The sequence below is a fragment of the Listeria weihenstephanensis genome, assembly GCF_003534205.1.
GTDB lineage: Bacteria > Bacillota > Bacilli > Lactobacillales > Listeriaceae > Listeria_A > Listeria_A weihenstephanensis.
On sequence record NZ_CP011102.1, the window covers coordinates 2,979,261 to 2,993,278 of the forward strand.

Below are 14,018 nucleotides of genomic sequence, written 5' to 3' on the forward strand. Positions count from 1 at the left end.
CCTCCTTTTTTAGTCTAAAACTACGACCGGTGCTTTATGCCGATTCGCGCGTTTTTCAAATACTTTTGCCGCTTGTTCTAGAATCAACACAACCGCGTAATAAATGATCGACATCGCGATGTAGACTTCCAGCGCGTGAGCCGTCGCCGCAATCAGCGCTTCCCCGCGCCCCATCATGTCCATCAGCCCAATCGTGAACGCGAGCGACGTATCCTTCAGCGAACTAATCACCGAATTCGCGACATTCGGAAACGCAATACTCGCACTCTGCGGCAACACAATCCGGAAAAAGCTCTGCATCGGACTCATACCAACCGACATCGCAGCTTCCGTTTGCCCATAATCCACGCCTTTGATCGCGCTTCGGAAAATCTCCGAGAAAATCGCCCCATCCCTGAGCGCGTAAGTCACAATCACGAAATACGCCGGCGCCATCCGCGAAATATCGACGCCAAACACGAGCAGTAACGCTGGCAATCCATAAAACACCAAGAACAACTGAATCAACATCGGTGTCCCGCGAATAAAGGAAAGAAATACAACTACCAACTGACTCAAAACCGGCACCCGAAACAACCGAATCACCGCCAAAATCAGCCCCAAAACAAGCCCAATCACCGTCGCATAAAATAAAACCTGCAACGTTATCATCAAATATTCCAGCAATGTCGGAATAAAATCAAAAATCAAATGCCAATCAAATACCTTCCCCATTCGCATCCCACCCCTTATTCTTTAAAAATCAACCGAGTAATCTGCGCCCAACCATTTTTTACTCAATTTACTCACAACGCCTTCTTCTTTTAATTCCTTAAGCGCCCCGTCTAAATCATCCGACAACTGCGATTCATCTTTACGTAGCAAGAAGAAAACCTTCGAATTCAGCACAGGTTCCCCAACCACTTTTTGCTGGGCATCTACCTGTTCGTTCAACAATTTCACAGCGAACGGAGTCGTAATTGTAGCATCTGCGCGCCCTGTTTTAATTTGATTGGTCGAATCATTATTCCCCGTTCCAGAGTACGCGATATTAATTTTATCCCCGTGCTCCTTATTATATTTCTCCAAATACACCGCCGAATTACTCGTCGCACTCACAATCGCCGTTTTCCCAGCCAGATCCGCGACCGACTTAATATCCGTATTATCCTTGTTCACCGCCACCTGCAGCGGAAAAACATTATATGGCTCCTTATTAAATAAAAACTTCTCCTTACGCTCATCGTTCACTTCCATTTGATGCGCCACGAAGTCGATTTTATTCGTTTGCAAACTCAGTAATAAATTCGAAAAATCCATCGTTTTAAACTCAAACTTGTACTGCGGCAACTTCTTATCCAGCGCCTTTACAAGTTCCACATCGTACCCCGTCAAATTCCCCTTATCATCAATAAAGCAGATATTCGGAAATTGAGTCCCAGTCCCAACCACAATCGTCTTAACATCCTTACCATCTTTCGAAAGCGCATCACTCGACGCCCCCGTATCCGTTCCAAGCCCACAACCCGTGAGTAAAGCACTACTCGCCACAACTAACAACGCACCAAAAATCCACTTTTTCATCCAATCTCCCCTTAATTCGAATTAACTAGTACATCCAAATTTTTCAATTCAGCAAACAGCGATTCATCCAAAACTTTCCGTAAAAAAATAATATTATCCCCTTCATACTCATGCTCATAAAACCCAACATAGCCGCGATGCTCATAAATCGAAACAAGCCATGGATGCCTCGTTGCCGTCGCCAAGTAAACTGCTGGGGCCTTGATCTGCGCTACCAAAACCTGCTCCTCCACATAATCCAAAAGCGCCGTCCCAACACCCTGCTTCTTGAAATCCGGGTCCACCGCGAACCACCAAATAAACGGATACGGCTGAATCGAGCGCTCCCCTAAAGCCCACGGAAAAGCCACTGTCACCGTCGCGATAATTCTACCATCACGCTCCAACACATAGTTCGCATTACGCCTAATATTCTCCTCCACCGTCGCCAAATCCGCCGTCGCCCCAACAAATTTGATATCCATATCCTTCAGCGGCTTGTACCCACGAATCGAAACATCATGCACAACCGCCGCATCTTCCAACTTCGCTAACCGAATAACATCCCCCACAAAAATTCCTCCTTAGTTCTGCGCCTCAACTTTGCTCGCATAACGGCTTTCCTTGAACGGTAAATCCAAATTTCCACGCAGTGTATCACTCGCATATTCTCGGTCATAATACCCACGCGCCTCTAAAATTGGAATCACTTTTTGAATAAAATCATCCAAGCCCTCGCCCAAAACTGGCGCTCCAAAAATAAAACCATCCGCCGCCTTGCCATCAAACCAAGCGATTAACTCATCCGCAATCCGCTCTGGCGTGCTCACAAAAGCCGATTTTGGCGTCGTCACCCGCAACGCCACCTCACGCAACGTTAAATTCTCACGCTTTGCATCCGCCTTAATTTTCTGCGTCGTCGCTCGGAAACTATTCTCGCCAACCGTCCCAATATCGGGAAACGGCTCGTCCAGCGGAAATTTACTAAAATCAAAATGATCGAAAAACCGTCCAAGATACGCGAGTGCCTCCTCATCCGAAACCAAATTCTTAATTTTCTCATATTTAGCATCCGCGTCCGCCTGCGTCACCCCAACAATTGGCGCAAACCCAGGGAAAATCTTAATCTCATCCGCGTTCCGGCCATTCGCCACCGTCCGCGCCTTCACATCCGCATAAAACGCCTGCGCCTCCTCGAGCGAACCACCATTCGTAAACACTGCGTCCGCACTCTTAGCCGCCAAATCCTTACCTGGCTCCGACGCCCCAGCCTGAAAAATCACCGGTTGCCCCTGCTTCGAACGTCCAATATTCAGCGGCCCCTCCACCGAGAAAAACCGTCCCTGATGATTCAACCGATGCAACTTCTCCCGATCAAAAAACTGCCCAGTCTCGCGGTCCCGCACAAACGCATCGTCCTCCCACGAATCCCAAAGTCCCTTCACGACTTCCAAATGCTCCGTCGCAATCTCATAACGTAAGGCATGTTCCGGGTGCGTTTTCTTACTATAATTATTCGCCGAACCCTCAAGAGGCGACGTCACCGCGTTCCATCCAGCCCGACCATTACTAATCAAATCCAGCGATCCGAATTGCCGCGCCACCGTAAATGGCTCACTGTAAGACGTCGATAGCGTCCCAACCAGCCCAATCCGCGACGTTACCGCAGCCAATCCCGAAAGCACCGTCAAAGGCTCGAAGCGATTCAAGAAATGCGGAATCGATTTTTCATTAATAAACAACCCGTCCGCCACAAACGCCAGCGTAAAGCCCGCAGCCTCAGCCTTCAACGTCGTTTCCTTGTAAAAATCAAAATTCACACTCGCATCCGCCGGCACACTCTCATGTTTCCAAGCATTCATGTGCCCACCAGGACCATGCAACATCACGCCAAATTTAATTTTCCCCATCTTCAGTTCCCCCTTCTTATCTCACTTCCGCCGTCAAAACAGCCTCACTAATCAGCTGCACCGACCGAAACCGCGCGTCCTGCCTCGCAACCGGCGTATGAATCACAAACTCATCCACGTCAAACGTCGCACGCAATCGCACCAATTCCGCCTTCACCTGTTGCGCCGTCCCAACAATCACATCCGCCGCACGCTCCTCAATCTCAAAATCAACCACACCAGCCTGTCTCGCGAATTCCTCCGCTTGAGCCACCGTCTGCACCGTCACCGAAACACCCGTCGAAAGCGTCACCCGCACCACTTTCTGCTCACCCGCAAGCGCCCGTGCCTCGTCCTCCGTATCCGCCGCCAAAACCGGAACTGCAATAATCAATTCACCCTCCGGATTCGCCGTCCGAAACGCCGTCACCGCCTCGCCAAGCGCCACTTCATCACTATTAATAAACTTCGCAAAACAGAAATTCACACCTTGCGCTCCCGCCAAATTCGCACTCGCCACACTCGCACCCAGCAAGAAAATCTCCGGTTTCGTTGGTGGATCAGGATCAACCCCAACGCCCGCAAGAGCATGATCCGCAGGTACTGCCCCATCAACAAACTGCTTCAATAACGTCAACTGCTCCGCAAAATCCACTTTTTCTGTTCGTCCAAACTGCAAAGCCTTCGTCGATAACGGCAAACCACCAGGTGCCTTCCCCACACCTAAATCCACCCGATTCGGCGCTAAAGTAGCTAATAAATTAAAGTTCTCCGCGACCTTATACGCGCTATAATGCTGCAACATCACGCCCCCCGAACCAACCCGAATCCGTGACGTCCGTGCCAACAAATGCGACACCAAAACCTCCGGCGAAACGCCCGCAAGTAGCTTCGTATCATGATGCTCCGACACCCAAAACCTGTGATATCCCCATTCCTCCGCCTTCTCCGCTAACGCAATCGTCTGCTGCAACGCCTGATATGCACTTTTTCCATCCGCAATCGGGCTCTGATCTAATAAACTGAGTCTAAATCCCATTTCTCCGCCTCCCTCAAAGCCGTCTCAAGCGCTGGCAAACCGAGTTCCGTCACGCCCCGATATGTATGCCCCTGACCAATCTCGACCACTGGAACATAACGCACCCCGTATTTCGCCTGCAAAATTTCCCGCTGTTCATCATGATCCGTCACATCAACCAACTGAAAATCGCGCCCCTCCTTCGTCAAATAATCCTTGACCTCCGCACAATACGCACAACCCTGTTTCGCCCAAACGACAATCGATAAATTTTCCGCCACGTCTTTCGTCCCCCTTTTAAATCGTTTGTCGTACCTCACGTCTGCCAATCGCAACAACCAATTCCGCCAACTGCCCGCGTAACCGCTCCTCGAGTCCCGCATCCCGAATTGGCACAACCGCCGTTTTATCCACTTGCGAATCCACAACGTAAACCCCTTGCAAAACCTCGCCCTTCAACACACCGAGTAGCGGCTTAAGCGTAAAATCAATCGCCAACACGTGCCCGCTGCTCCCACCAGACATAATCGGCAGCGCCACCTTATTTTTCAAAATATTCTCCGGCAACAAGTCTAAAACCGCCTTCAAAATTCCCGTATAAGAAGCCTTATACACCGGCGATCCAACAATCACACCGTCCGCCGCCTCGATATCCGCGACCAACTCCCCAATCCGCGCATCCTTAAAATTTGCACTCGCCAATGTTTCCGCTTCAAAATCCCGCACCGAGTGAAAACTAACCTCCACTCCATCCTCCTGCAAAATCTCACCAGCATACCGCAAAACCTTATCCGTCCCCGATTGCGCCGATGGACTACCAGACAAAATCACGATTCGACTCATCTCATCCCCACTTTCTTTTAAAACATATATATCCGATGCATTTACTATGAATTAAGACGAAAAAGAACCTCCTTCCCGAATTTGGAAAAGAGATCCCTCTTCTCCCCATTTGCCAGGCCAAACACGCTCGCCTGCTGGAATTAGCACCGTTCTATCACTAGAGGTTGCTGTGGGATCAAAGGACCAGGTTCCTCCCCCAACTCTTAATAAGGACTGTATAATTTTTATGATTGGATGTATCTTACCATCTCTAAAATCAGATGTCAACAAATATTTTGTCTTTTTAGACTAGTTAGGTTTTTCACATAAAAGCTGAGGCATTCCCCACTCTGAAATCCCCAATACAAAAAAATTTATCCATTCACAGCTTTGATCTGCACCACTCTGACCTATCTACTTGGTTTTCTTACTTCAAATAACTTTATTATCGATAGAACCCCTATTACCGCTACTGGAATACTCACAATAAACCATAAGATAGTTCTTGGAAAAATTTCATAGTAATAAACATTGAACACTACTGAACATATAAATAATACAACATACTTCAATTTGTTTCTCAAAAAAACACCTCGTTCATTAAAAGAATAGCTAAATGAGCATTCTCCGATCAGCCAATCCCTTTATCTGGATTTCAAGTCCTCTCTGCTCACTTTCACTTTGCGCTAGATATTCAATATATAACATTTTAAAAAAAGTGTCAATCACCACATTAATTGTAAATAACAATACTTTTCATCCTCCGTAATGTTAAGTTTTTCTCACTACACTGATCCCAAGCAGTCCCTACTACCACATTCAATCTGCATGTAGATAATCAGGCCTTGATCAAACGCCCTTTGTTAGTAAGTGTTTAAGTAAATATTGATTACAGAGCGCTTCATAAATAGAATATGCCAGAATAGACAAAAAAATACAAGCAAAGTAAAAAAATCCACCAGAAACAATAGACATCATCAATTGCCAAATATACTGTAAAATTTCAAGTATAACTGATAAGATAACTTAAAAAAATTATCTCAAGAATTTGCTATGCCTATACCTTATAAAAGTTTTTAAAGAGCCAAATAATTCTCTTATACACTTTTCTATGCGGATGTCTTATTGACTTTTTTTACTACAGCTTACAAAATTCACCACTTATATTAAAGTTATATATGTATTAAATAATATGTATTAGCATCCTTCTCACCACAAGAAAAAACTCTTATTGAGTTTCATTAAAATTAACAACCCCTAACGTGTTTAAAAGTTGCGAAAGCCCCTCAAAAAGGAGCTCATCACGTCTTCAAATCTCTTCCACAATAGAAGTACCAGAGTCTCGCTCAAGCCCATTCCACTGCCATTTCTCATGCATACGAAGCTTCCCATTTGGTAAATTTTCTGGCGTTGAGTGACATGTACCACTCCGAATTTTCTTATGGATGCTCACATGATTATAGCGAAAATCCAAAGATCCGTCCCGATTCACAACCCCAATCAGCGTGCCTCGCTCAATCTCGCCACCCTCATATGTCCCAGAAATCACGTCCCCATCTTGAAAATAATGAAAAACTGTTTCCGTAGACACCTCACCGTTCTCCGAGTTTTCAACAACTACGAATTTTTTACCTTGATAATCAACTATTTGGAACCCCTCCTACAATATCGAGATAATCGCGTAAGTCTGTATAGTTTGTGAATTTAGTATACCACAAAACGACAAAAACACCCTAGCCATCCGCCAAGGACTAGGATATATTTATCTGCTATTAATCGAGATCCTTCACCCATTCAGACAAGGGCCGGCGCGGCTTCGCATCAGGAATCTCATTGAACTGCGTGATCTGCAAACAACCAACAATCTGCTGTCCATCGAGCCCTAATTCCGCAACAACTTCCGAATCAAAAATAAAATTATTCGTACGCCATAGCACGCCCAGACCAGCTTCCCACGCCAAAAGTTGGATATTCTGAATAAACGCACTCGTCGCAGCAATCGCTTCAAAATCTTTCTTACCACTACCAATAATATCTGTCGTCACGATCAGCGTATAAGGCGGAGCAACGATCTTTCGCTCATTTCCATCCTTAATTTGCTCCCGGCGCTCACGCGTTAACGGCTCACCTTGCATCCGTTCCATCGAATTCACAATCGCATTCACAAAACGACGCTTCTCAGCTTCTTTCGACAAAACCGCTACATGCCACGGCTCCACTTTACTATGAAACGGTGCAAAAGCTGCTTTTTCGAGGATATCATTAATCACCGCACGATCGATCGGCGCTTCATCTACCCTCTTGATACTACGGCGTTCAGTTATAATTTCAGCTATATTTTTAGTCATTAAAAGTCCCCCTAGTGATAATCATTCTCACTAAGTATAGCACGCTCCGTTCCGATTGACCATTACAGCGTGTCGACAAACGCTCATTTTTGTTGTGGGTCTTTGAAGTGAAGCGAAATAGAGCCTCAATATACAAAGGAACAAAGTGAGTTTGTAGTCTTCAAAAGCCCGTTCCAGTGCTCTCGTACCTCAGTACGCTCCGCGCTGGTACTCGCTTTTGCCTAGAAACTAAGCATTTGTCGACGCGCTGAGGTTTTTTTGGGAAATCATGTGAAGTGGTTTTTCTACGGCCTTTTAATTTTCTGGAATTTCCAATGTGAGGTCGTTTTTCGTTTTATGCGCCACAATGTAATCAATATACTGCGTCATAAACTCGCTGTCCGCCTTCTGCCACAACGCATAACCTGGCGTCTTCTCCACACCATTCAAAAAGCTCTTATCCCCAGTGAAATACGAAAAATTGACCTGTTCCATCGTTTTTGCCATTTCCTCCACATCATCCGGGTCATATTTCCCAGTTAAAAATAAATCGCTGAGCGCCTTCGTATAGCTAAATTGGCCAAAATAAGCCTTTGAGTACTGCTGAAAACCGAGCAAATTCGGGTCCTTCGAGTTTATTTTCCGCGCATATTTTTCCACGTCCACACGCTGCGTTTTATAAGACAACCCCTTATCTGGCGCGTAGTTAACGACACCATACTGCTGCGGATACATCGCCATCGAGCTCGTCGCAACATCATAAATCGTGCGATCATGCGACGTTTCCGACCTAATATCTTGAATATGCACATGCCCACTCAAGTTCAGCGGAATATCATTCTTCGCAAAAAGCGACACTGCCTCCTTATTCTGCACAATCGTGAACCCTTTCGTCAAAAGCTCACTATGATCGAGCAAATTGTGATGCGTCACCGTAACCAACTCAGCACCGTGCTTCTTCGCCAAATCAATACATTTTTGAATCCAAGCAAACGTCTCCGTGCTGATATACCCGTTCGTCTCCGGCGCACCATACCGCTTATTATTCTCATAATCCGCCGTATCTACCATCAAAAGCCAAACATCACTAGACGGCGTCGCAAGGTAACTAAGCGTTGAATCATCCCGCATTACCGCCTCATCATAGCCCGAATTATGATAAATCGAAGCAAATTCTTTCGGCGTGATATCCTCCGTTTTTATCTGCTTATCCCCTTCAAATTTACGCGCGTAAGGGTTCAAAACATCATGGTTGCCAGGAATAACATAGGTTTGGACACCCGCTTTCTCGATATCCTCCAATTTCTCCGCCATTTCCTCGTGGCTGACCTTTTCACCATTATTCGTAATGTCACCACTGAGCACCAGAACATCCGGCTTCTGCGCCTTCACATCATCCACAAAAGCATCCGTAATTTCGGTAATGTAATTCTGCTGCTTGCCGTCCCCCGTCGCGAGGTAGGTTTTAAACGCCTTTTTGCCATCAGTGAGGGTGTTCGAGAGATAGTGAATGTCCGTAGCTTGGTAGATAGTGAGTGGTTGATTTGCTGGAATTTTTGGAGATATAGTAGGTTCAGCAGTTTGTTCGGTAGGTTGCGCGCATCCAGTTAACGCAAGGCTCAGTAACGCAATACATGCAAGGGCAGTTTTTTTCATTTGGCGGAGCTCCTTTGTTTATATATTCACATGATTTAGTATAACATGGATTTTGGAGTTTTGGGGTGGATAAATTGTGACAAAGATTATACTATTTCGCTTGTAACTACATGTCCTCTATTTATTCTCCCGCTTAAAGTAAATAAAATTCATCAGCATTACGCCCAGTACGATGACAATGGCTAGCACGCTAAATGCCGAATGATCTTGCATAAAAGTGAATACAGATATGACCAGTAATATAAAACAGACTACCGTTGCAAGAATTAAAAACCATTTAGAACCTTTTATAGTCTTCTTCAAAAGTATCACCTCGTAAGATTATTTGTAATTCTTTCTCTTTCAGTATACAATAAAAATAAGAATAACACAAAAGGAGTGAAAATATATGAATAAGATTCTTATAGGGTTGATATCTATTATGTTACCTTTCTCACCAATTACAACCAATCAAGTAGAAGCTTCTGAAATTCCAAGTACTGCGAATGCACATTAGACACGGACGGCTACACAATCAAGCGAGTCGGAAATACTATTTGCTGGCATTATTGCTTCTCGAGTATCCTTTGCTAAAAATACTGAAAAACGATTGTTTAGTTAGTATAAATTTAATAGGCAAAATGCGTATTTAATATCTGAAACCAGATTTCGTACGCATTTTGCCCTTTTAAAGAATCATTACCTAAGGTCGTTCATTTTGTCACCTTTACTTTAAACAATCCCATAAAAAATTAAAAGTAGTTTCTCATCAATCTTTATCCCATGCTTTAAATAAAGATTTTTTCTTTGATTAAAAAGCTCCACTATCATTCCTTTTTTTTCAGCTCGCACAGCATAGTGTATCCTACTATGGCAGGTCGGGCAAAGGCAAACAATATTATCAGCAAAATCTATTGAATTTTCATAATAATCCTGTGCTGCCATAGGTATAAGGTGGTGGGCTTCAACATGAGGATTCCCATTTGTAATATTAGTAAATGTCTCGTGCTCTCGATTAAACTCACATACCCAATTACTTCTTTTTTTAGCTTCAAAAGCTTCCTTTCGACTTCTAGGATAAGAGTAGATTCCGCTATCCATATTCCTATCAGGTTTTACTTTAGGCCCGTCAGCTAAGTATTTTGTTTGCTCTTCCCGAATGATATTTTTTTCTCCCTCATAATCATTTAACAAAAAATTCAAGTCCCCATCCTTCAATTCTTCGTTAGTAGTATTTTTATGTGTTACATATGCCAAGTAACAACTTATTGTGGCGCTATAAAACCGATTAGACTCCTGATTAAAAGCCTTGAATCCCTCAGCATATTTTATTCCTTCTATTTTCTTTAAAGATTCAAACGAAGACAAATTGCCAAGTCCATCATTATTACTTTCTAGATAAAAAATAATTAACCTGATTAGATACCTAGTGTAAGAACTAGCCTTACCACTTTTAGTTTTAGCATTTCCTGCTTCAATAGTTAGCACTTCCGCATAATACTTAAAATCGTCTAATACAGCTTGAAATCTTGCTCTTGTTTCTATAAAAATACCTTCATTAGCTGAAATATCTCTGAAATTATACAAATATATCGCTCCGCTTCATAAATATGAATATCTTAACTTTATAAAATGCTATGTAATTGATTCAAACTATATACTTAGCAAATTAAGATTCATTTGCACAAATACAATTATACATCCTTATCTATAATCGCCCAAATTAAATTACTTACTTGCTATTAAGACTTCTCTTCATGTAAAATTAGTATATTACGGTTATAGGAGATAGTGAACATGAAAAGAAAGTATAAAATGATAGATCTATGTGCAGGTATCGGCGGTATTCGAAAAGGCTTTGAGCTAACTGGCAGATTTCAAAATGTTCTATCAGGTGAAATAGATAAGTATGCTTGCTTAACCTATGAACATCTATATGGAGAAGATCCCACTGGCGATATCACAACTGAATCATTTAAAAAAAGAATTGAAGACACACCTTATGATGTCCTGCTAGCAGGATTCCCTTGCCAATCATTTAGCAGAGCTGGTAAACAAGCTGGTTTCTTAGACAGTACTCGAGGTACGATATTCTTTGATATTGCTGATATTGCCAAACGGACAAATCCTAAAATTATGTTACTTGAAAATGTTGATAATTTGTTATCACATAATAAAGGTGATACATTCCGTACTATATTAAATGTACTTGTAAAAGAACTTGGCTATAAAGTCATCGGTGTTGAAGAGTCCAGTGATGGCAAACTCTTATTTAATACAAAGGATTTTCTCAGGAATTCCAAAAATTTTGGAGTTCCTCAAAATAGACCTCGTGTCTATATAATCTGTTTTAAAAGAGACTATTGGACTGATAGAGTAGATCTTCTAACAGAAAAGCTTCCTACTAGCTCTAACAAGAAGTTATATGAAAGTTTACATGATGTTTTAGAAATGGGAGCAGATTTAAAATTCTTTCTGTCCTCGGGTTATCTTGAAACTCTTGAAAAGCATAAGAATAGGCATAAAGAAAAGGGCAATGGTTTCGGTTATCAAATAGTTAATTCCACGGATAATCCCCTGCCAATATCAAATGCACTCCTTGCAACTGGCGGCTCTGGAAAAGAGCGAAATCTAGTAATAGACACTTTAAACGAGACTGCTGGAAAAATGGCTTCTTCAAAAAAAACTCCTTTAAACGATAGGGGAGTCCGAGCAATGACTCCCAGAGAATGGGGGAAATTGCAAGGCTTTATCAATTATGCATTTGTAGATAAAGAAGGCGTTGATCATTTCTCATTTCCTAAAGAAGTTTCAAACACACAACAATATAAACAATTTGGAAATGCTGTCACTATTCCAGCTATCGAAGTAATGGCTAATTTCATTATCGACTGTATCGACATACTAGGAGGTAATCAAAATGAAGGGTAATAAGGGGGAATGGAGCGAACTGTATGTTTTTTTGAAACTGCTTGGAGATGGTAAGCTTTACGCGGCTGATGAAAATATGAAAAAAATTGAAGATATTTTTTATGGGATAATAAAGATTATACGTGAAGATAAGCTTCATAATTTAGAATACGTATATGATGGGGAAATTACTATCGTAGATGCAAACACTGATAACACCTTATTAGTACTCCCTGACACCTACTTTAAATCTGCTGCAACAAAACTACTTCAGGAGATAAAGTTGAATAAAAACTCCTTTGAGATACCCGAAATTTCGCAGTTAGCACAAAATATTAGCTACACTAATTTAAAAGCAAATTCTAGCAGTAAAACTGACATTACTCTAATGATTCATGATTACAAAACTGGCTTTCAAACTGAAACAGGGTTTAGTATTAAATCTCGTTTAGGAAGTCCTGCAACACTACTTAATGCTTCTAGGGCTACAAACTTTGAATATAAAATTAGTAACAAAAAATTATCTAATCATGAAGTGATGACTTTCAATAACATTAGTAATTTCAAAGAAAAATTTCAATATCTAAATGAGATTGGCGCAGATATAATGTTTAACCGCGTATGTAGTAAAGTTTTTGAATACAACCTTAAGTTAGTTGATACAGGTCTACCCGAAGTTATCGCTAGTCTACTGAAAAAATCCTTTTCAAGCTCTAACAGGATTATAACGGATCTAACACACCTCATAGCTGAGGAAAATGTATTTAGTATCCCTGAAGATGAGGCTCTTACTTTTTACTCTTATAAAGTAAAAGAGTTGCTAACCAACATCGCTCTTGGCATGGTGCCCGCTAAAAATTGGAATGGCGTCTACGAAACTACTGGTGGCTATATTATTGTTAAAGAAGATGGAGATGTACTTTGTTATCATGTATACAATAGAAATGAGTTTAGGGACTATCTATTTCTCAACACTAAACTAGAAGTTGGAAGCACCAATAGACACGAATTCGGTCTTATTGAAGAAATCGATGGAGAGCAGTTTTTAAACCTTAACTTACAAATAAGATTTACTCGCTAAAGTAACTTAACAACATAATAAAGCTGTGTAATTAATCCTTTGATTGTTATATCAACTGATTAATTACACGGCTTTTATGCAATTTACGAAATGGTTACGGATTTAACTGCGCAACACCTTATAAATTTTGTTCAAAAAAGCAAACCCATTCCACTAGTCTATAAACTGCATATAATCCCGATCCAAAAAAACGTTAGAAATCTCATTCTGTTCCAATAACTTCATCTCATTCAACTTCAATAAATACAACAAGTACATATTCGTAAATGCATAGAAAAAAGCATCTTCCTTATCTAATGGCATCGATATCTCAACCCTACTCAAATCATGATTTATAAAGTAAAGTTGGAATAATTGCTCTCCTATACCTTTTACCATAACACTACGTTGTACCAATTTGTCCTCATCTACAGATAAACAATTTTGACTACCGATCTTCTCCGATGCCAGCTTTAACTCTTCCATGCCAAATAATGATGTACCTATCTCAAGCTCTTCATTCTCCCTAATAAATGCCCTAACATACTTCTTAGAGTAGTAAGATGACAATCGATCCATATAAAAATAAGTCCCAGCTTCATCCTCATTTGTGAATCTTTCTATTTCTTTTATAATAGGTTCATTTTGTCTCTCAACTATTATCAAATTCATCACCCATTCACTATCTTCCTTCTTTAGTTCATGATAATTACTATAAGCACCAGGCTCTTCTTTGATAATACCGTCTTGATAAGATATCAAACGACCTTCCTCAGTTAATAGTCTTGCTACTTGCTCTAACTTCAATGGAAACA

At 41.8% G+C, this 14,018-nt stretch carries 14 protein-coding genes and 1 riboswitch; of the genes, 2 read left to right on the top strand and 12 right to left on the bottom strand.

The annotated features are described in order from the left end of the window. Positions 1-9: 9 nt before the first annotated feature. From UE46_RS14370 to UE46_RS14420, 11 genes are all read right to left on the bottom strand, one after another. Positions 10-714: an amino acid ABC transporter permease gene (locus UE46_RS14370; RefSeq protein ID WP_036061510.1), complete on the bottom strand. Its 705-nt coding sequence runs from the start codon at positions 712-714 to the stop codon at positions 10-12. 21 nt (positions 715-735) lie between these two features. Next, positions 736-1,563: an amino acid ABC transporter substrate-binding protein gene (locus UE46_RS14375; RefSeq protein WP_036061511.1), complete on the bottom strand. Its 828-nt coding sequence runs from the start codon at positions 1,561-1,563 to the stop codon at positions 736-738. An 11-nt stretch (positions 1,564-1,574) separates the two neighbouring features. Further along, entirely contained in the window at positions 1,575-2,114 is a 540-nt protein-coding gene (locus UE46_RS14380) for a GNAT family N-acetyltransferase (RefSeq protein WP_036061512.1), read from the bottom strand. 12 nt (positions 2,115-2,126) lie between these two features. Next, a complete protein-coding gene (locus UE46_RS14385) occupies positions 2,127-3,452 on the bottom strand; it encodes an LLM class flavin-dependent oxidoreductase (protein WP_036061513.1) in 1,326 nt (441 codons plus the stop codon). A 16-nt stretch (positions 3,453-3,468) separates the two neighbouring features. Then, the gene (locus UE46_RS14390) at positions 3,469-4,470 is read right to left on the bottom strand and encodes an LLM class flavin-dependent oxidoreductase (protein WP_036061514.1); all 1,002 of its coding nucleotides are present in this window, start codon (positions 4,468-4,470) and stop codon (positions 3,469-3,471) included. Then, positions 4,446-4,730 carry a glutaredoxin family protein gene (locus tag UE46_RS14395; protein WP_036061515.1) on the bottom strand — a complete coding sequence of 95 codons (285 nt, stop codon included), beginning with the start codon at positions 4,728-4,730 and terminating at the stop codon, positions 4,446-4,448. Before UE46_RS14395 ends, UE46_RS14390 begins: the two co-directional genes overlap by 25 nt. Before the next feature lie 16 nt (positions 4,731-4,746). Continuing rightward, positions 4,747-5,292, bottom strand: coding sequence for an NADPH-dependent FMN reductase (gene ssuE, locus UE46_RS14400; protein WP_036061516.1), 546 nt, complete (start codon positions 5,290-5,292; stop codon positions 4,747-4,749). 102 nt (positions 5,293-5,394) lie between these two features. Then, positions 5,395-5,505: riboswitch (SAM riboswitch) on the bottom strand. A 1,075-nt stretch (positions 5,506-6,580) separates the two neighbouring features. Then, complete coding sequence (locus tag UE46_RS14405; RefSeq protein WP_036061517.1) at positions 6,581-6,919, bottom strand: avidin-fold protein; 339 nt, start codon at positions 6,917-6,919, stop codon at positions 6,581-6,583. Positions 6,920-7,043: 124 nt separating this feature from the next. Then, positions 7,044-7,619, bottom strand: a complete 576-nt coding sequence (locus tag UE46_RS14410) for a nitroreductase family protein (RefSeq protein ID WP_036061518.1) — start codon at positions 7,617-7,619, stop codon at positions 7,044-7,046. A 294-nt stretch (positions 7,620-7,913) separates the two neighbouring features. Further along, positions 7,914-9,254, bottom strand: coding sequence for a metallophosphoesterase (locus UE46_RS14415; RefSeq protein ID WP_051493046.1), 1,341 nt, complete (start codon positions 9,252-9,254; stop codon positions 7,914-7,916). 711 nt (positions 9,255-9,965) lie between these two features. Then, positions 9,966-10,820 carry an HNH endonuclease gene (locus UE46_RS14420; RefSeq protein WP_118907728.1) on the bottom strand — a complete coding sequence of 285 codons (855 nt, stop codon included), beginning with the start codon at positions 10,818-10,820 and terminating at the stop codon, positions 9,966-9,968. A 210-nt stretch (positions 10,821-11,030) separates the two neighbouring features. Here UE46_RS14420 and dcm point away from each other — a divergent pair, with 210 nt between their 5' ends. Both dcm and UE46_RS14430 read left to right on the top strand, forming a co-directional pair. Beyond that, the gene (gene dcm, locus UE46_RS14425) at positions 11,031-12,164 is read left to right on the top strand and encodes a DNA (cytosine-5-)-methyltransferase (protein WP_036062647.1); all 1,134 of its coding nucleotides are present in this window, start codon (positions 11,031-11,033) and stop codon (positions 12,162-12,164) included. Further along, complete coding sequence (locus UE46_RS14430) at positions 12,154-13,224, top strand: HpaII family restriction endonuclease (RefSeq protein WP_036062650.1); 1,071 nt, start codon at positions 12,154-12,156, stop codon at positions 13,222-13,224. Before dcm ends, UE46_RS14430 begins: the two co-directional genes overlap by 11 nt. A gap of 153 nt (positions 13,225-13,377) precedes the next feature. On the opposite strand, the gene UE46_RS14435 is transcribed toward UE46_RS14430, so the two are convergent. Beyond that, positions 13,378-14,010 carry a hypothetical protein gene (locus tag UE46_RS14435; RefSeq protein ID WP_036062652.1) on the bottom strand — a complete coding sequence of 211 codons (633 nt, stop codon included), beginning with the start codon at positions 14,008-14,010 and terminating at the stop codon, positions 13,378-13,380. Between the last annotated feature and the right edge of the window lie 8 nt (positions 14,011-14,018).

Bases quoted from the DNA above. Each gene is read 5' to 3' on its own strand.
- UE46_RS14370 (WP_036061510.1), bottom strand. From the start codon at position 714: ATGGGGAAGGTATTTGATTGGCATTTGATTTTTGATTTTATTCCGACA.
- UE46_RS14375 (WP_036061511.1), bottom strand. From the start codon at position 1,563: ATGAAAAAGTGGATTTTTGGTGCGTTGTTAGTTGTGGCGAGTAGTGCT.
- UE46_RS14385 (WP_036061513.1), bottom strand. From the start codon at position 3,452: ATGGGGAAAATTAAATTTGGCGTGATGTTGCATGGTCCTGGTGGGCAC.
- UE46_RS14390 (WP_036061514.1), bottom strand. From the start codon at position 4,470: ATGGGATTTAGACTCAGTTTATTAGATCAGAGCCCGATTGCGGATGGA.
- ssuE (WP_036061516.1), bottom strand. From the start codon at position 5,292: ATGAGTCGAATCGTGATTTTGTCTGGTAGTCCATCGGCGCAATCGGGG.
- UE46_RS14410 (WP_036061518.1), bottom strand. From the start codon at position 7,619: ATGACTAAAAATATAGCTGAAATTATAACTGAACGCCGTAGTATCAAG.
- UE46_RS14415 (WP_051493046.1), bottom strand. From the start codon at position 9,254: ATGAAAAAAACTGCCCTTGCATGTATTGCGTTACTGAGCCTTGCGTTA.
- dcm (WP_036062647.1), top strand. From the start codon at position 11,031: ATGAAAAGAAAGTATAAAATGATAGATCTATGTGCAGGTATCGGCGGT.
- UE46_RS14430 (WP_036062650.1), top strand. From the start codon at position 12,154: ATGAAGGGTAATAAGGGGGAATGGAGCGAACTGTATGTTTTTTTGAAA.